At 64.2% G+C, this 17,975-nt stretch carries 12 protein-coding genes, 2 tRNA genes and 3 rRNA genes; 11 read left to right on the forward strand and 6 right to left on the reverse strand.

Annotation, left to right across the window (positions count from 1 at the left end):
- The first annotated feature begins 30 nt into the window (after positions 1 to 30).
- The gene (locus ACVCMC_RS14195) at positions 31 to 2,370 is read left to right on the forward strand and encodes a phosphomannomutase/phosphoglucomutase (RefSeq protein WP_447097769.1); all 2,340 of its coding nucleotides are present in this window, start codon (positions 31 to 33) and stop codon (positions 2,368 to 2,370) included.
- A 42-nt stretch (positions 2,371 to 2,412) separates the two neighbouring features.
- Here the strand turns inward: ACVCMC_RS14195 and ACVCMC_RS14200 are convergent, their stop codons facing one another.
- Positions 2,413 to 3,054 carry a DUF4124 domain-containing protein gene (locus ACVCMC_RS14200; RefSeq protein ID WP_447097770.1) on the reverse strand — a complete coding sequence of 214 codons (642 nt, stop codon included), beginning with the start codon at positions 3,052 to 3,054 and terminating at the stop codon, positions 2,413 to 2,415.
- A 126-nt stretch (positions 3,055 to 3,180) separates the two neighbouring features.
- Positions 3,181 to 3,828: an orotate phosphoribosyltransferase gene (gene pyrE / locus ACVCMC_RS14205; RefSeq protein ID WP_395120653.1), complete on the reverse strand. Its 648-nt coding sequence runs from the start codon at positions 3,826 to 3,828 to the stop codon at positions 3,181 to 3,183.
- Positions 3,829 to 3,929: 101 nt separating this feature from the next.
- Here pyrE and ACVCMC_RS14210 point away from each other — a divergent pair, with 101 nt between their 5' ends.
- From ACVCMC_RS14210 to ACVCMC_RS14220, 3 genes are all read left to right on the forward strand, one after another.
- Entirely contained in the window at positions 3,930 to 4,700 is a 771-nt protein-coding gene (locus ACVCMC_RS14210; protein WP_447097771.1) for an exodeoxyribonuclease III, read from the forward strand.
- A complete protein-coding gene (locus ACVCMC_RS14215; protein WP_447097772.1) occupies positions 4,690 to 5,994 on the forward strand; it encodes an AmpG family muropeptide MFS transporter in 1,305 nt (434 codons plus the stop codon). The genes ACVCMC_RS14210 and ACVCMC_RS14215 overlap by 11 nt, the downstream gene beginning before the upstream one ends.
- Before the next feature lie 181 nt (positions 5,995 to 6,175).
- Positions 6,176 to 6,478 carry a hypothetical protein gene (locus tag ACVCMC_RS14220; RefSeq protein WP_447097773.1) on the forward strand — a complete coding sequence of 101 codons (303 nt, stop codon included), beginning with the start codon at positions 6,176 to 6,178 and terminating at the stop codon, positions 6,476 to 6,478.
- On the opposite strand, the gene ACVCMC_RS14225 is transcribed toward ACVCMC_RS14220, so the two are convergent.
- Both ACVCMC_RS14225 and ACVCMC_RS14230 read right to left on the reverse strand, forming a co-directional pair.
- Positions 6,448 to 7,581 (reverse strand): anhydro-N-acetylmuramic acid kinase, encoded by a 1,134-nt coding sequence (locus tag ACVCMC_RS14225; RefSeq protein ID WP_447099509.1) that lies wholly within the window; start codon positions 7,579 to 7,581, stop codon positions 6,448 to 6,450. The genes ACVCMC_RS14220 and ACVCMC_RS14225 overlap by 31 nt on opposite strands.
- Before the next feature lie 13 nt (positions 7,582 to 7,594).
- Complete coding sequence (locus tag ACVCMC_RS14230; RefSeq protein WP_447097774.1) at positions 7,595 to 9,040, reverse strand: OapA family protein; 1,446 nt, start codon at positions 9,038 to 9,040, stop codon at positions 7,595 to 7,597.
- Positions 9,041 to 9,246: 206 nt separating this feature from the next.
- On the opposite strand from ACVCMC_RS14230, the gene tyrS reads away from it, so the two are divergent.
- Positions 9,247 to 10,458 (forward strand): tyrosine--tRNA ligase, encoded by a 1,212-nt coding sequence (gene tyrS, locus ACVCMC_RS14235; protein ID WP_395120648.1) that lies wholly within the window; start codon positions 9,247 to 9,249, stop codon positions 10,456 to 10,458.
- Between the two features lie 200 nt (positions 10,459 to 10,658).
- On the opposite strand, the gene ACVCMC_RS14240 is transcribed toward tyrS, so the two are convergent.
- Positions 10,659 to 10,853 (reverse strand): hypothetical protein, encoded by a 195-nt coding sequence (locus ACVCMC_RS14240; RefSeq protein ID WP_395120256.1) that lies wholly within the window; start codon positions 10,851 to 10,853, stop codon positions 10,659 to 10,661.
- A gap of 8 nt (positions 10,854 to 10,861) precedes the next feature.
- Between ACVCMC_RS14240 and ACVCMC_RS14245 the strand changes: the two genes are divergently transcribed.
- The 6 genes from ACVCMC_RS14245 (at position 10,862) to ACVCMC_RS14270 (ending at position 17,219) form a co-directional block, all read left to right on the forward strand.
- Positions 10,862 to 12,407, forward strand: a 16S ribosomal RNA gene (locus tag ACVCMC_RS14245).
- Positions 12,408 to 12,589: 182 nt separating this feature from the next.
- Positions 12,590 to 12,666: transfer RNA gene (locus ACVCMC_RS14250), tRNA-Ile, on the forward strand.
- A gap of 39 nt (positions 12,667 to 12,705) precedes the next feature.
- Positions 12,706 to 12,781, forward strand: a tRNA-Ala gene (locus tag ACVCMC_RS14255).
- Positions 12,782 to 12,983: 202 nt separating this feature from the next.
- Positions 12,984 to 15,862: ribosomal RNA gene (locus tag ACVCMC_RS14260) — 23S ribosomal RNA — on the forward strand.
- A 302-nt stretch (positions 15,863 to 16,164) separates the two neighbouring features.
- Positions 16,165 to 16,278: ribosomal RNA gene (gene rrf / locus ACVCMC_RS14265) — 5S ribosomal RNA — on the forward strand.
- Together the 16S, 23S and 5S rRNA genes with 2 tRNA genes alongside form the textbook arrangement of a ribosomal RNA operon.
- 257 nt (positions 16,279 to 16,535) lie before the next feature.
- Positions 16,536 to 17,219 (forward strand): rhomboid family intramembrane serine protease, encoded by a 684-nt coding sequence (locus ACVCMC_RS14270; protein WP_395120647.1) that lies wholly within the window; start codon positions 16,536 to 16,538, stop codon positions 17,217 to 17,219.
- A 7-nt stretch (positions 17,220 to 17,226) separates the two neighbouring features.
- On the opposite strand, the gene ACVCMC_RS14275 is transcribed toward ACVCMC_RS14270, so the two are convergent.
- The gene (locus tag ACVCMC_RS14275) at positions 17,227 to 17,949 is read right to left on the reverse strand and encodes a glutamine amidotransferase (protein ID WP_395120646.1); all 723 of its coding nucleotides are present in this window, start codon (positions 17,947 to 17,949) and stop codon (positions 17,227 to 17,229) included.
- Positions 17,950 to 17,975: the final 26 nt, after the last annotated feature.

Consider the following 17,975-nt stretch of genomic DNA (forward strand, 5'->3'; position numbering starts at 1 on the left):
ACCGCGCAGTTTCAGCCGTGGGGGCAGAGCATGGCACCAAAAATCGCGAAGCGGCGGCTGGCCCGGCCTGAGGTCGACTGGTCGGCCGTGCTGCCGCTGGCCGGCGGCACCTTGCTGCTGCTGCTGGGCCTGTTCTGTGCCTGGCAGACCTGGCTGATCGCCGACGAGCATCACGCCGACGAACGGGTCCATGCCGCTCAGGCGCAGGCGGTCAAGGCGGTTGCCGACGAGGTCGCACGCCAGCGCGGTGCGGTGGAGAAGGCGCTGGCGCTGGTCGACCCGGCGACGGTGCTGAACGACCCGGCGCAGTCGATCGCCACCTTGCGCCTGCGCCTGCCGCAGGCGCAGCAGCTGGACATCTACAGCGGCGACCTCAAGGAAGTGCTGCGCGCCAACTACCGCGAGTTCGGCTATGCCAAGGCGGCGCAGCTGATGGCCGCGCAGACGGCGGAGGGCGCGCCGCCGGTGCAGAGCGTCTACTACGGCAACGGCGACCGCCGGCTGAGCATGGTCGTGCCGCTGGGTGCGCCCGATCAGACCCAGGCGTGGGTGTGGGTGGAACTGCCGTTTGCCGGGGTCCAGCGGGCTTTCGACGCAATCCCGCCGGCCGGCGGTCGGCTCGATCTGCGCCAGGGAGACGAGCCGGGCAGCGTGCAGTTGTTCTCCAACGGCAGTGCCTCGGCGCAGACCGGCGACAACAGCGTGGCCGTGCCCGGCACCGCGTTCCGCGTGGGCGCCGGGCTGCCCGATGCGTTCATCGTGCTGCCGCATTCGTGGTGGTTGAGCGCGCTGCTGAGCCTGTTGGGGCTGGGCGGAGCCGGCTATCTGCTGTGGCTGCGCGGGCGTCGCCAGGCTTCGTCGGCGCCGCCGGCCGAAGAGGAGCCGCTGGTGGCCGAGGTCGCGCTGCCGCGCCCGCGCGCGCGCGCGCCGTCGACCCCCGCTCCGGCCACTGCGCGTCCCGCGGCCGCGCCGGCCGAACCCGCCACGGTGCCGGTGGACCCGAGCATCTTCCGCGCCTACGACGTGCGCGGCGTGGTCGGCAAGACACTGGACCGCAACGTGGCCAGGCTGCTGGGCCGGGCGATCGGCGCGGTGATGGTCGAGCGCGGCCTGCGCGAGATCGTGGTCGGCCGCGATGGCCGGGTTTCCGGTCCCGAACTGGCCGGCGCGCTGGCCGACGGCCTGCGCGAGGCCGACGTCGACGTGATCGACCTGGGCGCGGTGCCCACGCCGGTGGTGTATTTCGCCGCGTACCGGTTCAACACCGGCTGCGGCGTGGCGGTCACCGGCAGCCACAATCCGCCGGACTACAACGGCTTCAAGATCGTGATCGGCGGCGAGACGCTGGCCGAGGGCGCGATCCAGGACCTGTACCAGCGCATCGCCGGCGGCGCGTTGAGCCAGGATGGTCACGGCGGCCTGCGCCAGGTCGACGTGGCCCCGGACTACATCGAGAAAATCGTCTCCGACGTGCTCGCCGAGCGCCCGCTGAAGGTGGTGGTCGATTGCGGCAACGGCATTCCCGGCGCGATCGCGCCGCAGGTGCTCGAAGGCGTCGGCTGCGAGGTGGTCCCGCTGTACTGCGATGTCGACGGCAGCTTCCCGAACCACCATCCCGATCCGTCCGATCCGGCCAACCTGCAGGACCTGATCCACGCCGTGCGCCAGACCGGAGCGGACCTCGGCCTCGCCTTCGACGGCGACGGCGATCGCCTGGGCGTGGTCTCCCGCGCCGGCGAGATCATCTATCCGGATCGCCTGCTGATGCTGTTCGCGCGCGACGTGCTGTCGCGCCAGCCCGGCGGCACGGTGATCTACGACGTCAAGTGCACCAGCCACCTGAAGGCGCAGATCCTGGACGCCGGCGGCAGTCCGTTGATGTGGCGCACCGGGCATTCGCTGATCAAGGCCAAGATGCGCGAGACCGGCGCCGAGCTGGCCGGCGAGATGAGCGGGCACTTCTTCTTCAAGGAGCGCTGGTACGGTTTCGACGACGGCATCTATGCCGCCGCTCGGCTGCTGGAGATCCTCGCCGGCGACCTCCACGGGCGCAGCCCGGAGGAGATCTTCGCCACCCTGCCCAAGAGCATCTCCACTCCCGAGCTGAAGGTCGCGCTGGCCGAAGGCGAGCATTACCGCTTCATGGACCGGCTGCGCGAGCGCGCCAGCTTCGAGGACGCCTCGGTGATCGGTATCGACGGTCTGCGCGTGGACTGGCCGGACGGCTGGGGACTGGTGCGCGCGTCCAACACCACGCCGGTGCTGGTGCTGCGTTTCGAGGCCGACACCGAGGCGGCGCTCAAGCGCATCCAGCAGGTGTTCCGCCGGCAGATGCTGGCGGTCGATCCTGCCCTGAAACTGCCGTTCTGAGGATGGCGGGCCGGGACGCGGACCGCGTCGGCCCGAGCCAGACTACTGCGAAGCCTTGTCCTGCTCGGCTTTCAGCTCGCGGTAGCGGGCCAGCTGCTTGACCTGCTCCTGCACCGTCTGCGTGCGCAGGGTCTGCTGGCGCTGCAAGGTGGCGCGCAGGCCGGTGACGACGTTGCGCTGCGCGGCGACGCTGTCGGTGAGGAATTTCGGCACCGGCTTCTTGGCGTTCTCGATCTCCGCGGCGCGGGCCAGCAGATCGGTCAGCGCCTTCTCCTGGCTGCGCAGGTTGATCCGGGTGGTGCGGATCTGCTGGTCGACCGTGTCCAGCGTCTGCTGCAGCGAGATCTTGTACGACTCCTCGTCCGGGTAGGCGTTGAGCATCTGCGCCTCGGCGGTGGCCACTTCCTGCGCCGCGCGCTGTCTGGCCGCCTCGGCCTCGGCCAGCTTGGCCGCCGCGGCGCGCTCCTCGGGGTTGAGCTGGCGCGACACGTGGCGCACCACCATGCCGCGATCGTTGACCAGGTCGTAGCCGTACTTCATCGCGTCGGCGGTGAGGCTGTCGCTGTAATGCACCAGGCCCTGGTTGTCATACCACTTGTAGCGCACGCTGCCAGCGTTCTGGGCGAACGCGGCAAGGCTCGCGCCCATCGCTACGGCAGCCAGAATGAGCAGTGATTTGCGCATGGGTTCTCCTGTTGGCCCGAGTATAGCTGGCTCCGCCATGCTGGCCGGTTGCCCGCGGCGCTGCTGTGATGGGGTTGGCCGGAGTCTATTGGCCGGTGCATGAACCGGTGGCGCATGCCGCGCCGGTCAGCGGGGTACGCCGTACCGGGCGCGGTAGTCCAGCAATCGCGCGTGTTCGGCAGCCAGTTGCGGCTGCGCGCCGGCATACTCCAGCACGTCGTCCAGGCAGGTGATGGCGATGACCGGGATGCCGTGCTCGGCGGCGACTTCCTGCGCGGCGGAGCGTTCGCCCTGGCCGCGCTCCTGGCGATCCAGCGCAATGAGCACGCCGGCCGGCGTGGCGCCGTGGGCGCGGATCAGCGCCAGCGACTCGCGCACCGCGGTGCCGGCGGTCATCACGTCGTCGACGATCAGCACGCGCCCGGCCAGCGGCGCGCCGACCAGGCTGCCGCCCTCGCCGTGATCCTTGGCCTCCTTGCGGTTGTAGGCCCATGGCAGGTCGCGCCCGTGCTGTTCGGCCAGCGCGATGGCGGTGGCCGCGGCCAGCGCGATGCCCTTGTAGGCCGGGCCGAACAGCATGTCGACCTCGATCCCCGCCTCGACCAGGGCGGCGGCGTACGCGCGGCCGAGTCGCGCCAGCGCGGCGCCTGAATCGATCCGGCCCATGTTGAAGAAGTACGGGCTCTGCCGGCCGGACTTCAGCGTGAACTCGCCGAAGCGCAGCACCTGCCGGCGCAGGGTGAGTTCGATGAAGTCGCGTTGGTAGTCGTGCACGGTCGGTCTCGCTGGCATGGCGGCGGTGCGCGCATGGTACACGCGCCGGTGCCGCCGGCCGGGGTTGTTATGATCGCCCGATCTGTCGACCGGGAGTACCCATGCGCATCATCAGCCTCAACGCCAACGGCATCCGCTCGGCCGGCAGCAAGGGCGTATTCGAGTGGCTGCGCGCGCAGAACGCGGACGTGGTCTGCCTGCAGGAGACCAAGGCCCAGGAAGACCAGCTCACGGACGCGAGGTTCCGCCCCGACGGCCATCACTGCTTCTACCGCGACGCCACCAGCAAGAAGGGCTACAGCGGCGTGGCGATCTACGCCCGGCGCGAGCCCGACCAGGTGCTGACCGAGCTGGGCTGGGACGAGTTCGACAACGAGGGCCGCTATATCGAGGCGCGCTTCGGCAACCTCAGCGTGGTCTCGTTGTACTTTCCGTCCGGTTCGTCCGGCGACGAGCGCCAGCAGTTCAAGTTCAAGGCGATGGAATGGATCACGCCGATCTTCGACGCGTGGCTGAAAAGCGGCCGCGACTACGTGATCTGTGGCGACTGGAACATCGTGCACACGAAGAACGACATCAAGAACTGGAGCTCCAACCAGAAGAACTCCGGCTGCCTGCCGGAGGAACGCGCGTGGCTGGACCTGCTGTTCCACCAGCGCGGCTGGGTCGACAGCTTCCGCGCACTCAAGCCCGACGCGGTCGAATACACCTGGTGGTCGAACCGGGGCCAGGCGCGGGCGAACAACGTGGGGTGGCGGATCGACTACCAGGTGGTCACCCCTTCGCTGCGCGATCGCCTGCGTGCGTGCTCGATCTACCGCGACCAGCGTTTTTCCGACCACGCGCCGTACACGGTCGACTATGTCGACTGAAGCAACGGCGCGACGGCCGGCGAAGCCGTCGGTGTGGCATGCGTTCACCCAGCCGGCGGCGTGGACGATGTGCCTGTTCGGCTTCTCCTCCGGCCTGCCGTTCCTGCTGGTGGCCGGCACGCTGGCGTACTGGCTGAAGGAGAACGGCATCGAGCTGGCCGACATCACGATGATCGCCAGCGCGGGCATGACCTACGCATTCAAGTTCCTCTGGGCACCGCTGCTCGACCACGGGCACATCCCGGGCTTCGCGCGCCTGGGCCAGCGGCGAGGCTGGCTGCTGTTCGCCCAATTGGGCGTGGTGGCCGGGCTGCTCGCGATGGCGGCGCTGACGCCGCAGCATCTGGCGGCGTTCGTGGCGGCCACGCTGGCGGTGGCGTTCTTCGGCGCCACGCAGGACATCGCCGTCGATGCGTATCGCATCGAGATCGCGCCGGTCGAGGACCAGGGCGCGCTGGTGGCGACCTATTCGCTGGGCTATCGCATCGGGCTGCTGGTGGCCGGCGCGGTGGCCCTGATCCTGGCCGACCACATCGCCTGGCGCGTGGTCTACCTGATGATGGCGCTGGCGATGCTGCTGCCGATCGTCACCACGCTGGTGGCGCGCGAGCCGACGGTGCTGCGCGTGCGTGCCGCGCGCTGGCGCGACGCGATGCGCGAGAGCGTGATCGATCCGTTCGCCGACTTCTTCCGGCGCTACGGCTGGGCACTGGCCGGCGTGACCTTGCTGTTCCTGCTGCTGTTCAAGATGCCCGAACAGGCCACCATCGGCGGCATCATGAGCCCGTTCTACCGCGACATGGGCTTCTCCAAGACCGAGATCGGCACGATCACCAAGATCTACGGCATCTGGATCGGCATCGTCGGCGTGTTCGTCGGCGGCGCCATGGTGGCGCGCTGGGGCGCGTGGCGGCCGCTGGGCGTCACCATCGTGCTGTGCGGCTGCAGCAACCTCATGTACCTGCTGCTGATCGCGCACCCGGGCAATCTGGCCATGCTGACCCTGGTGATCTCGGTGGAGAACCTCACCCTGGGCATGCTGGGGCCGCCGACGGTGGCGTTCCTGTCCTCGCTGGTCAACCAGCAGCACACCGCGACGCAGTACGCCTTGCTGAGTTCGCTGGTCAACCTGCCGGGCAAGCTGCTCGGCTTCTTTGCCGGCGGCATCGCCATGACGGCGGGCTACGGCGCCTACTTCGTGCTCACCGTGCTGGCGGTGATCCCGGCGATGCTGCTGTTCGCCGGATTGTGGCGACGTTTTCGCGGATTCGAGCGCGCGCGGGCGGTGACCTGAAAGATTGTGGCCGTTCCATGCGAGCGGGTCCGGATCTGCAGCGGCCCACAGTGGCGCGGGTCACAGCGCAACTGCCAAGTCAGCCACGGAAATCGCCACGGCGCGGCACCGGTGCATCGCGGATGTGCAAACATCCCCGGCACAGGGGCAGGTGCTGCAGGGAGTGACGCTTGTGCCGGACATGATCGTTCATCACATCGATGGCCTGCTGGCCGAACGCATCGCGGCGCTGGCCAAGCTGCGCCAGTGTCCGGTCAACGACGTGATGCTGGACGCGCTGCGCGTCGGCCTCGGCATGTCGGTGGCGCACCGATACAGCGAAAGCCTGCGCGATCCGCACGCCCTGGCCGTACTCGATGGTCACTGGGAAGCCGACGAGCGCGGCGCGTTCCAGGAGGCGTTGCTGGCGCTGGCCCGCACGCGGCCGACCCAACTGGCGCCGGAGAGCATCCGTTACGACGTGCCGGGTGCCGGCGCGGAATAGACCGCCCCGAGTACCCGCGGTCCGCGCGCGCCGGTCACGGCCGGCAGGTTGCCGGGCAGTTGCAGCAGGCGTTGGCGCGCCAGCCAGGCAAATGCGGTCGCTTCGAGAAAGTCCGGGTCGACACCGCAGCTGGCGGTGCTGTCCAGCCGGCGTGGGGCCAGCGTCTCGCCCAGGCGCTGCATCAGCCGCTCATTGTGCACGCCGCCGCCGCAGGCCAGCACCTCCGTCGCTTCCGGCGCATGCTGCATCACGGCTGCGGTGACGCTGCGCACGGTCAGCTCCAGCAGCGTCGCCTGCACGTCGGCGGGTGCCAGCATGGCCAGCGGCGCGCGGGTGGCCAGCCAGTCCAGATGAAAGTATTCGCGTCCGGTGCTTTTGGGCGGCGGCAGCGCAAAGTACGGATCGGCCAGCAGGGCGTCGAGCAGCTCGGGCACGACCCGGCCGTCGGCGGCAAAGGCTCCGCCGCGATCGAACGGTTCGCCCCGATGACGCAGGCACCACGCGTCGAGCAGGCCGTTGGCCGGCCCGGTGTCGAAGCCGCGCACACCGCCGTCGGCCGCGAGCACAGTGAGGTTGGCGATGCCGCCGAGGTTGAGCACGGCGCGCGTAAGCCCGGGCACGCCCAGCAGCATGGCATGCACCGCCGGCAGCAGCGGCGCGCCCTGGCCGCCGGCGGCGACGTCGGCGCGGCGGAAGTCGGCGACCACCTCGATGCGGCAGCGCTCGGCGATCACGCTGGGGTCGCCCAGCTGCAAGGTGAAGGGGTGCTCGCCGCCGGGCCGGTGGCGCAAGGTTTGTCCATGCGAACCGATGGCGCGCACCGCCGCGGCCGTCGTGCCGGCGCGATCGAGCAAGTGCAAGGCGGCCTCGGCGAACTGCTGCCCGATTTCAACGTCGAGCCGGCCCCAGTCGTCCAGGTCGAGCGCGGCCTCGCCTTGCGCCACTGCCAGCATGCGTTCGCGCAAGGCATGCGGCCACGGATGGGCATGGCAGGCAAGGGTGTGCGGCTTGCCTTCGCGAAAACGCACCAGCACCGCATCGATGCTGTCGGCGCTGGTGCCGGAAATCAGCCCGATGTAGAGCGCCGAGTCGTCTTCAGCCACGCGCAAGGGCAGCTCAGTTGTCGTGATTGGCGGGAGCGTTGGCGCGGGCCAGCTTGATCCGGTTGTCCAGCTCGGTCAGCCGGGCCAGCTGCGGCTTGACCACCTGCGACTCGAAGCGGGCCAGCTGGGCGGCGGGCAGCGGTTCGGGCTTGGGCAGGGTCACCGTCTGCGGGTTGCGCTGCACGCCGTTGACGCGGAACTCGTAGTGCAGGTGCGGGCCGGTGGCCAGCCCGGTCATGCCGACGTAGCCGATCACCTCGCCCTGGCGCACCCGCTCGCCCACGTGCTGGCCCTTCACGAACCGCGACATGTGGCCGTACGCGGTGCTGATGGTCTTGTTGTGCTGGATCACCACGAAGTTGCCGTAACCGCGCTCCCAGCCGTGGTACTTGATCACGCCGTCGCCGGCGGCGTGGATCGGCGTGCCGCTGGGGGCCGCGTAGTCGACGCCCTTGTGCGCGCGCATGCGGCCGAGGATCGGGTGCATGCGGGCGGAGGAAAACTGGGACGAGATCCGGGTGAAATCGACCGGGATGCGCAGGAAGGATTTCTGGATCGGACGTCCATCTTCGCTGAACCAGCCGTAGTTGCCGTCGGCCTTCTTGAATCGGTAAGCGGTGTAGCGCTTGCCCTGGTTGACGAATTCGGCAGCCACGATGTCGCCCTGGCCGTAGCGCACGCCATCACGGTAGATGTCGTCGTAGATCATGGTGAAGCTGTCGCCCACGCGCAGGTCCTGCACGAAGTCGATGTCGTATTTGAACAGGTCGGCCAGCTTGCCGATCATCGCCGCGTTCACCCCGGCCTGGTCACCGGCGGCATACAGGCTGCTGCGAATCACGCCGTGCGCCACCTGCTCGCGTCGGTCGATGTCGCGCGGCTGCAAGGCCAGCGTGGGTTGTGCGCCGTCGAAGCGGATGACGGCGCGGTTGGCGGCATCCGGATCGAAACGGAAGCCCTTCAGGCTGCCGTCGCTGCCGAGCAGGAAATCGAACTCCTCGCCCGGACGGATGCTGTGCAGGGCCTCCTTGTGGTTGCCCGCGGTGTCCATCACCTTCTGCAGGTCGCTCATGCCCAGGCCATGGGCGGTGAAGATGTCGGAAAGGGTCTGTCCCGGCTGCACCCGCACCACCTGCCAGTCATCGACGGTGGACACCGGCGTCTGGACCAGGTCGGCCTTGGGCAGGGCCAGCGGCAACAGCGTGTGCGCCACGGGTGCGGGCGCCGGACGCATCGCGTTGGCCCACGACGGCATGATGAAGCCGGACAACAAGGTGATCAGCAGCGCTGTGCCGGCAAGCATCCAGTGTTCGCGGTGCCAGCGGATCGGTTCGACATCGCTCGACCGGTTGAACGACCAGTGCGCGCAACGTTCGTAGAAGCGACAGTGAAGACGCTGTGCCTTGCGGCATATGGCCTGCTTGCGCGCCTGCAGCGCGCCCATGTTCTCTTCGGCCATGCCGTGTTCACCCCGTACCGCTCAAGCAAAAACTCGGCGTACCATAACGGCGATGTGCAGAGAGCGTCAATGCCTTTGCCATCAATGGTTTGCGATCCATTCCTGATTAACGCACAATTAACTTTCGCCGCACGCAGCGAATGGCTAACGCCTCTCCGTTTCGCGCCGCCCGGTTCATTTTCCATGCCCCATCCAGCGAGAAATCCATGAGCGAGCACGAGCACGCCCTGTCCACGATTGCGCGTGGCGCCGACGAAATCATCAAGCGCGAGGAGCTGGTCGAGCGCCTGAAATCGGGGCGTCCACTGCGGGTCAAGGCCGGCTTCGATCCGACCGCGCCGGACCTGCACCTGGGTCACACGGTGCTGCTTAACAAGATGCGCCAGTTCCAGGATCTGGGTCACCAGGTCATCTTCCTGATCGGCGACTTCACCGGCATGATCGGCGACCCGACCGGCAAGAACGTCACCCGCAAGCCGCTCACGCGCGAGGATGTGCTGGCCAATGCCGAGACCTACGCCGAGCAGGTCTACAAGGTGCTGGACCGCGAGAAGACCGAGCTGCGCTTCAACTCCGAATGGTTCGACAAGATGTCGGCCGCCGACATGATCCGGCTGGCCGCGCAGCACACCGTGGCGCGCATGCTCGAGCGCGACGATTTCACCAAGCGCTATGCCGCGCAGCAGCCGATCGCCATCCACGAGTTCATGTACCCGCTGACCCAGGGTTACGACTCGGTGGCCTTGAAGGCGGATATCGAGCTCGGCGGCACCGACCAGAAGTTCAACCTGCTGATGGGCCGCAGCCTGCAGGAACACTATGGCCAGCCGCCGCAGATCGTGCTCACCATGCCGCTGCTGGAGGGGCTGGACGGCGTCAACAAGATGTCCAAGTCGCTTGGCAACTACATCGGCATCAACGAACCGGCCATCGACATCGTCACCAAGACGATGAAGATCGGCGACGAGTTGATGTGGCGCTGGTTCGAGCTGCTCAGCTTCGAGGTGTCGCTGGACGAGCTGGCGCGCATGAAGCGCGATGTCGAGGGTGGCCAGCTCAACCCGCGTGACGCCAAGTTGCGTTTGGCGCGCGAGCTGGCTGCACGTTTCCACGCCCCTGCCGCCGCCGAACAGGCGATCGCCGGCTGGCATGCCGTCGTGCGCGGCGAAGGCGACACCGCGCTGCTGCCGCAAACCGACATCGCCGTGCCGGCCGAGGGCTTGCGCCTGGCCGCGCTGCTCACCGCCGCCGGCCTGACCACCAGCAACTCCGAGGCAACCCGGAAGCTGAAGGAGCGTGCCGTTCGCATCGACGCGGCCGTCGCGGAAGACGCACAGCGCGTTTTCCATGCCGGCTTCGAGGGCGTCCTGCAGGTCGGCAAGCGCAATTTCGCGCGGGTGCGGCTGGTCGTCGCCTGAACCGACAGCCGCATTCTCGCGGCGCGAATTCGCGGCCGACGCAGAAAACACTTGCCAAAAAAAGCGCAGGCCGTATGATTCGCGGCCCACGTCGGCCCAACGCCATGGGGCGCGACATGCGACACCTCGACGAACTTCCCTGAAGGTGTTGACGGTCTCGGAAAGCGATGTAGAATGGGCGGCTCACCCGGGACGAAAGGTCACGGGGCGATCACCGAAAGGCGGTCGGGCAGCGAAGATCTTTGACAGTGTGCGCAGGTGAATTGTGTGGACGTCTTGCGTTGATGGGTCGTGACCTGTCCAAGCAATGCAAGCGTCCCACCAAGTAAAAAGTCAGTAATGAGTTTTGATTGGTTGGGAACATACGCTTCGGAAAGATAGATGGCTTCGGTCATCGAAAACTTAAGTGAAGAGTTTGATCCTGGCTCAGATTGAACGCTGGCGGCATGCCTAACACATGCAAGTCGAACGGCAGCACAGAGGAGCTTGCTCCTTGGGTGGCGAGTGGCGGACGGGTGAGTAATGCATCGGGATCTACCCTGACGTGGGGGATAACCTCGGGAAACCGGGACTAATACCGCATACGTCCTACGGGAGAAAGCGGGGGACCTTTTAGGCCTCGCGCGGCAGGACGAACCGATGTGCGATTAGCTAGTTGGCGGGGTAATGGCCCACCAAGGCGACGATCGCTAGCTGGTCTGAGAGGATGATCAGCCACACTGGGACTGAGACACGGCCCAGACTCCTACGGGAGGCAGCAGTGGGGAATATTGGACAATGGGCGCAAGCCTGATCCAGCAATGCCGCGTGTGTGAAGAAGGCCTTCGGGTTGTAAAGCACTTTTATCAGGAGCGAAATCTGCATGCTTAATACGTGTGCAGTCTGACGGTACCTGAGGAATAAGCACCGGCTAACTTCGTGCCAGCAGCCGCGGTAATACGAAGGGTGCAAGCGTTAATCGGAATTACTGGGCGTAAAGGGTGCGTAGGCGGTTCGTTAAGTCTGTCGTGAAATCCCCGGGCTCAACCTGGGAATGGCGATGGATACTGGCGAGCTAGAGTGTGTCAGAGGATGGTGGAATTCCCGGTGTAGCGGTGAAATGCGTAGAGATCGGGAGGAACATCAGTGGCGAAGGCGGCCATCTGGGACAACACTGACGCTGAAGCACGAAAGCGTGGGGAGCAAACAGGATTAGATACCCTGGTAGTCCACGCCCTAAACGATGCGAACTGGATGTTGGTCTCAACTCGGAGATCAGTGTCGAAGCTAACGCGTTAAGTTCGCCGCCTGGGGAGTACGGTCGCAAGACTGAAACTCAAAGGAATTGACGGGGGCCCGCACAAGCGGTGGAGTATGTGGTTTAATTCGATGCAACGCGAAGAACCTTACCTGGCCTTGACATGTCCGGAATCCTGCAGAGATGCGGGAGTGCCTTCGGGAATCGGAACACAGGTGCTGCATGGCTGTCGTCAGCTCGTGTCGTGAGATGTTGGGTTAAGTCCCGCAACGAGCGCAACCCTTGTCCTTAGTTGCCAGCGAGTAATGTCGGGAACTCTAAGGAGACTGCCGGTGACAAACCGGAGGAAGGTGGGGATGACGTCAAGTCCTCATGGCCCTTACGGCCAGGGCTACACACGTACTACAATGGTCGGTACAGAGGGTTGCAATACCGCGAGGTGGAGCCAATCCCAGAAAGCCGATCCCAGTCCGGATTGGAGTCTGCAACTCGACTCCATGAAGTCGGAATCGCTAGTAATCGCGGATCAGCTATGCCGCGGTGAATACGTTCCCGGGCCTTGTACACACCGCCCGTCACACCATGGGAGTGGGTTGCTCCAGAAGGCGTTAGTCTAACCGCAAGGAGGACGACGCCCACGGAGTGGTTCATGACTGGGGTGAAGTCGTAACAAGGTAGCCGTATCGGAAGGTGCGGCTGGATCACCTCCTTTCGAGAACGACACGTCGCACCGATCGGTGCAAGACGTCCACACAAGACACCTGTATTTTACGCAAAGTCCCTTTTGCGAAGAGCGAACATCAAGACCGGCCATCCGTGGCCGGACTCTTCAACAAAAGCTGCTCCGAACGGAAGTTCGAGAGAGGCTGGTGTAGGTTCTGGGGCTCGATCTCTGGGTCTGTAGCTCAGGTGGTTAGAGCGCACCCCTGATAAGGGTGAGGCCGGTGGTTCGAGTCCACCCAGACCCACCATTGTTCCGAGGTTCGGAACAATCCGGATATCCCTTCGACGGGGCCTTAGCTCAGCTGGGAGAGCACCTGCTTTGCAAGCAGGGGGTCATCGGTTCGATCCCGATAGGCTCCACCAGGATGTCGCTGCGTAAAATATCAGCACACAAAAGATTTGAAATCGACCGGCATTGAGGCCGGCACGATGTTCTTTGAAAACACGTAAACGAGTGACAAGCGTCTTGGTTCGAACCGAACCGAGGCAAGTGTTAAGGCACGAAACGAAGTAACTTGGCTGCCCCTGAGGAGGGGGCATGCCCCGAGGCGACTTGGGGTTATATGGTCAAGCGACTAAGCGTATACGGTGGATGCCTTGGCAGTCAGAGGCGATGAAGGACGTGGCAGCCTGCGAAAAGTGTCGGGGAGCTGGCAACAAGCTTTGATCCGGCAATGTCCGAATGGGGAAACCCACCGCGCAAGCGGTATCGCATGATGAATACATAGTCATGCGAGGCGAACCCGGGGAACTGAAATATCTAAGTACCCGGAGGAAAAGAAATCAACCGAGATTCCGTCAGTAGCGACGAGCGAACGCGGACTAGCCCAAAAGTATCTTGTGTTCTAGTCAAACGGCATGGAAAGGCCGGCCATAGATGGTGATAGCCCAGTCGACGAAAGGGCACTTGATATGAAATTGAGTAAGGCGGGGCACGTGAAACCTTGTCTGAACATGGGGGGACCATCCTCCAAGGCTAAATACTCCTGACTGACCGATAGCGAACTAGTACCGTGAGGGAAAGGCGAAAAGAACCCCGGAGAGGGGAGTGAAATAGACCCTGAAACCGTATACGTACAAGCAGTGGAAGCCCGCAAGGGTGACTGCGTACCTTTTGTATAATGGGTCAGCGACTTACTGTCTGTGGCAAGCTTAACCGTATAGGGGAGGCGAAGAGAAATCGAGTCTGAATAGGGCGCATAGTCTCAGGCAGTAGACCCGAAACCGAGTGATCTATCCTTGGCCAGGTTGAAGGTGCGGTAACACGCACTGGAGGACCGAACCCACATCTGTTGCAATAGATGGGGATGAGCTGAGGATAGGAGTGAAAGGCTAAACAAACTCGGAGATAGCTGGTTCTCCTCGAAAGCTATTTAGGTAGCGCCTCGGACGAATCTTCCTGGGGGTAGAGCACTGTTATGGCTAGCGGGTCATCGCGACTTAGCAAACCATGGCAAACTCCGAATACCAGGACAGACTATCCGGGAGACACACGGCGGGTGCTAACGTCCGTCGTGAAAAGGGAAACAACCCAGACCCGCAGCTAAGGTCCCCAAGTTCTAGCTAAGTGGAAAACGATGTGGAAAGGCATAGACAGCCAGGAGGTTGGCTTAGAAGCAGCCATCCTTTAAAGAAAGCGTAATAGCTCACTGGTCGAGTCGGTCTGCGCGGAAGATTTAACGGGGCTAAGCTAGACACCGAAGCTCGGGGTGCACAGCAATGTGCGCGGTAGAGGAGCGTTCCGTAAGCCTGTGAAGGTGGATTGTAAAGTCTGCTGGAGGTATCGGAAGTGCGAATGCTGACATGAGTAACGATAAGGGGGGTGAAAAGCCCCCCCGCCGAAAGCCCAAGGTTTCCTCGCGCAACGTTCATCGGCGCAGGGTGAGTCGGCCCCTAAGGCGAGGCAGAAATGCGTAGTCGATGGGAAGCGGGTTAATATTCCCGCACTTTTCTACAGTGCGATGTGGGGACGGAGAAAGTTAGGTCTACCGGGCGTTGGTTGTCCCGGGGAAAGGAGGTAGGCATGGATCTTTGGCAAATCCGGGATCCTTTATGCCGAGCACTTATGACGAGCCCTTTTGGGCGAAGTGACTGATACTACGCTTCCAGGAAAAGCCACTAAGCTTCAGCTGTAGAAGAACCGTACCGTAAACCGACACTGGTAGGCAGGGTGAGAATCCCAAGGCGCTTGAGAGAACTCGGGTGAAGGAACTAGGCAAAATGGCACCGTAACTTCGGGAGAAGGTGCGCCCATCAGTGTGGCTACATGCGTAGCTGAGCACCGATGGGTCGCAGTAACCTGGCCGCTGCGACTGTTTATCAAAAACACAGCACTCTGCAAACACGAAAGTGGACGTATAGGGTGTGACGCCTGCCCGGTGCTGGAAGGTTAATTGATGGGGTCAGCCGCAAGGCGAAGCTCTTGATCGAAGCCCCAGTAAACGGCGGCCGTAACTATAACGGTCCTAAGGTAGCGAAATTCCTTGTCGGGTAAGTTCCGACCTGCACGAATGGCGTAACGACAGCGGCGCTGTCTCCACCCGAGACTCAGTGAAATTGAATTCGCTGTGAAGATGCAGCGTTCCCGCGGCAAGACGGAAAGACCCCGTGAACCTTTACTATAGCTTTACACTGAACGTTGAGTTCTTCTGTGTAGGATAGGTGGGAGGCTTTGAAGTGCAGACGCCAGTTTGCATGGAGCCATCCTTGAAATACCACCCTGAAGTGCTTGACGTTCTAACCTCGGCCCGTTATCCGGGTCAGGGACCGTGTATGGTGGGTAGTTTGACTGGGGCGGTCTCCTCCCAAAGAGTAACGGAGGAGCACGAAGGTACGCTCAGCGCGGTCGGACATCGCGCACTGTGTGCAAAGGCATAAGCGTGCTTGACTGCGAGATCGACGGATCAAGCAGGTACGAAAGTAGGTCTTAGTGATCCGGTGGTTCTGTATGGAAGGGCCATCGCTCAACGGATAAAAGGTACTCCGGGGATAACAGGCTGATACCGCCCAAGAGTTCATATCGACGGCGGTGTTTGGCACCTCGATGTCGGCTCATCACATCCTGGGGCTGTAGCCGGTCCCAAGGGTATGGCTGTTCGCCATTTAAAGTGGTACGCGAGCTGGGTTCAGAACGTCGTGAGACAGTTCGGTCCCTATCTGTCGTGGGCGTTGGAGATTTGAGGGGGGCTGCTCCTAGTACGAGAGGACCGGAGTGGACGTTCCGCTGGTGTTCGGGTTGTCTCGCCAGAGGCATTGCCCGGTAGCTATGAACGGAAGTGATAACCGCTGAAAGCATCTAAGCGGGAAGCACGCCCCAAGATGAGATCTCCCGAGAGCTTGACTCTCCTGAAGGCACCATCAAGACCAGGTGGTTGATAGGCAGGATGTGGAAGCGCAGCAATGCGTTGAGCTTACCTGTACTAATGAGCCGTGCGGCTTGACCATATAACCCCAAGTGGCTTTGTTTGACGCAGGTCCCTCTGCGGAGCCACCGGCCATCCCTGGCCGGACTCTTCAAAGGAGCCGCCTCGAGCACTGTCTCGAAACGTTTGAATTTCACCTCGACGCTTGTCACTCGTTTACGATTTATCTCACGTGAGATCCCTCTCACGGAAAGAAGAGTCAACACCTCGCCATCCATGGCGGACTCTTCAACACCTCGAGGGATCTTTCGCGGAAGAGCCGGCCGTCAGGGCCGTCTCTTCAGAAACGTGGAGCTGGCGCACGCGCGCTGCTCCCACCCCTTCCCTGGCGGCCATAGCGGCGTGGTCCCACCTGATCCCATCCCGAACTCAGAAGTGAAACGCGCATGCGCCGATGGTAGTGTGGCTTTGCCATGCAAGAGTAGGTCACCGCCAGGGGCTTTATCCCGAAACACCCTCACCGGCAACGGTGGGGGTTTTTCTTTTCTGCCGCCGCCACCGCCGCCCGCAACCTGCAACAGGTCACCGCCAGGGAGCTTGTCCCCCGCGGGCCTTCCTTTCCGGGGTGGCCTGCGCTCGGGTGACCTTGCGACAGCCACCGGCCAAGAGCCGCATTGCGTCAAGGTCATGCGGCAGCGATCGCCTATGATGGCCAGGTCACGCGCCAGCGCGCGGGCGAGGCGGAGGGATGGCTTTTGTTTGTCCATGTGGAAACGCGCCGCCGGCCGCGCTGGCATTGGGCGACCGTGCTGCTGGTCAGTCTGTGCGTGGTCTGTTTCGTCGGATTGGCAATGATCCCGGCGCCGCAGCGCATCGCGCTGCTGCTGCAGTGGGGTACGGTGCCGGCGAACATCTTCGATGCGCACGAGCCATTGCTGCCGCAGCTGACCGATCCGGCGCTGCTGCGGCTGTTCACGGCGCTCTTCATCCACGTCACCTGGCTGCATCTGCTGGGCAACCTGCTGTTCCTGGTGATCTTCGGCTTGCCCGGTGAGCGTGCGCTGGGATCGTTGCGCTTCCTGGTGCTGTTCGTCATCGGCGGCGTGGTGGCCAACCTGATCGGGGCGCTGTCGCTGGCCGGCGTGCGCCTGCCGATCATCGGCTGCAGCGGTGCAGTATCGGCGGTGGTGGGCGCCTACGTGGCGCTGTTTCCGCGGGCACGCCTGGGCCTGGTGTTGCCGCTCGGCCTGTATTTGCAGTTCGTGCGCGTGCCGGCCTTCCTGCTGATCGGCATGTGGGTGCTGCTGCAATTGCTGTTCAGCTATGCCGGGCCCAGCTATGGTGCCTACGTGTGGTGGGCGCACATCGGCGGTTTCGTGTTCGGCGTGGGGTTTGCGCTGTTCTCGCGCGAGGCGATCGCCAGGCGCTTGCGCGGCTGATGGCGGCTCAGTCGCCGGCCCAACCGTGCAGATGGGCGAAGCGGCGCAACAATCGGCGCGCGATCGGGGTGGCGGCCACGTCACTGAAGATGCGCGCGGCGTCGGCACCTTCGCGATGCAGGTCGTGGCGCTTGCGCCGGATGTAGGCGCGCATCACCTCGGCGTTGAACTCGGGATGAAACTGGACGCTGATCGCGTTCGGCCCGTAGCGCAGCCACTGGTGCGGGTCGCGTGCCGAGCTGGCCAGGATCTGCGCCCCCGCGGGCGGCTCCAGCACGCTCTGCTCGTGCGTGGTGTGCGCGCGAAAACTGGCGGGGAGGCCAGCGCCCAGCGGGTCGTGCGCCTGCCCTGCGCTGACCCCGATCGACTGGGTGCCGATCTCACGCCCGCCGGGCAGGTAATCGACCCGTCCACCCAACGCGTGCGTCATCAGCTGGTGGCCGTAGCAGACGCCGAACAGGGGCACCTCGGCGTCCATCGCGTCGCGGATCCAGCCGGCGGTCGCTTCGCTCCAAGGTAGTTTCTCGGTGACCATCGCGGCCGAGCCGGTGACGATGGCGCCGGCCACCTCGCCCGCCGCCGGCAGCGTTTCGCCGGCCGCCACGTCGACGATGCGCAGGCGCTCCGGGCGCAGTCCGGCGGCGAGGCGGAACCAGTGCGGAAAATCGCCGTGGCGCGCACGGATGCTGTCCGGCGCCCGGCCGGTACGGATGATCAGGACGGGTTTCATGCGGTGTCTCGGGGGAGGTTTGACGC

This window comes from Rhodanobacter sp. UC4452_H20, from assembly GCF_052978205.1.

Excerpts from the sequence above, each read along its gene's own strand:
- ACVCMC_RS14210 (WP_447097771.1), top strand. The coding sequence starts at position 3,930 with ATGCGCATCATCAGCCTCAACGCCAACGGCATCCGCTCGGCCGGCAGC.
- ACVCMC_RS14200 (WP_447097770.1), bottom strand. The coding sequence starts at position 3,054 with ATGCGCAAATCACTGCTCATTCTGGCTGCCGTAGCGATGGGCGCGAGC.
- ACVCMC_RS14240 (WP_395120256.1), bottom strand. The coding sequence starts at position 10,853 with ATGACCGAAGCCATCTATCTTTCCGAAGCGTATGTTCCCAACCAATCA.
- ACVCMC_RS14275 (WP_395120646.1), bottom strand. The coding sequence starts at position 17,949 with ATGAAACCCGTCCTGATCATCCGTACCGGCCGGGCGCCGGACAGCATC.
- ACVCMC_RS14220 (WP_447097773.1), top strand. The coding sequence starts at position 6,176 with ATGATCGTTCATCACATCGATGGCCTGCTGGCCGAACGCATCGCGGCG.
- ACVCMC_RS14230 (WP_447097774.1), bottom strand. The coding sequence starts at position 9,040 with ATGGCCGAAGAGAACATGGGCGCGCTGCAGGCGCGCAAGCAGGCCATA.
- ACVCMC_RS14215 (WP_447097772.1), top strand. The coding sequence starts at position 4,690 with ATGTCGACTGAAGCAACGGCGCGACGGCCGGCGAAGCCGTCGGTGTGG.
- ACVCMC_RS14195 (WP_447097769.1), top strand. The coding sequence starts at position 31 with ATGGCACCAAAAATCGCGAAGCGGCGGCTGGCCCGGCCTGAGGTCGAC.
- tyrS (WP_395120648.1), top strand. The coding sequence starts at position 9,247 with ATGAGCGAGCACGAGCACGCCCTGTCCACGATTGCGCGTGGCGCCGAC.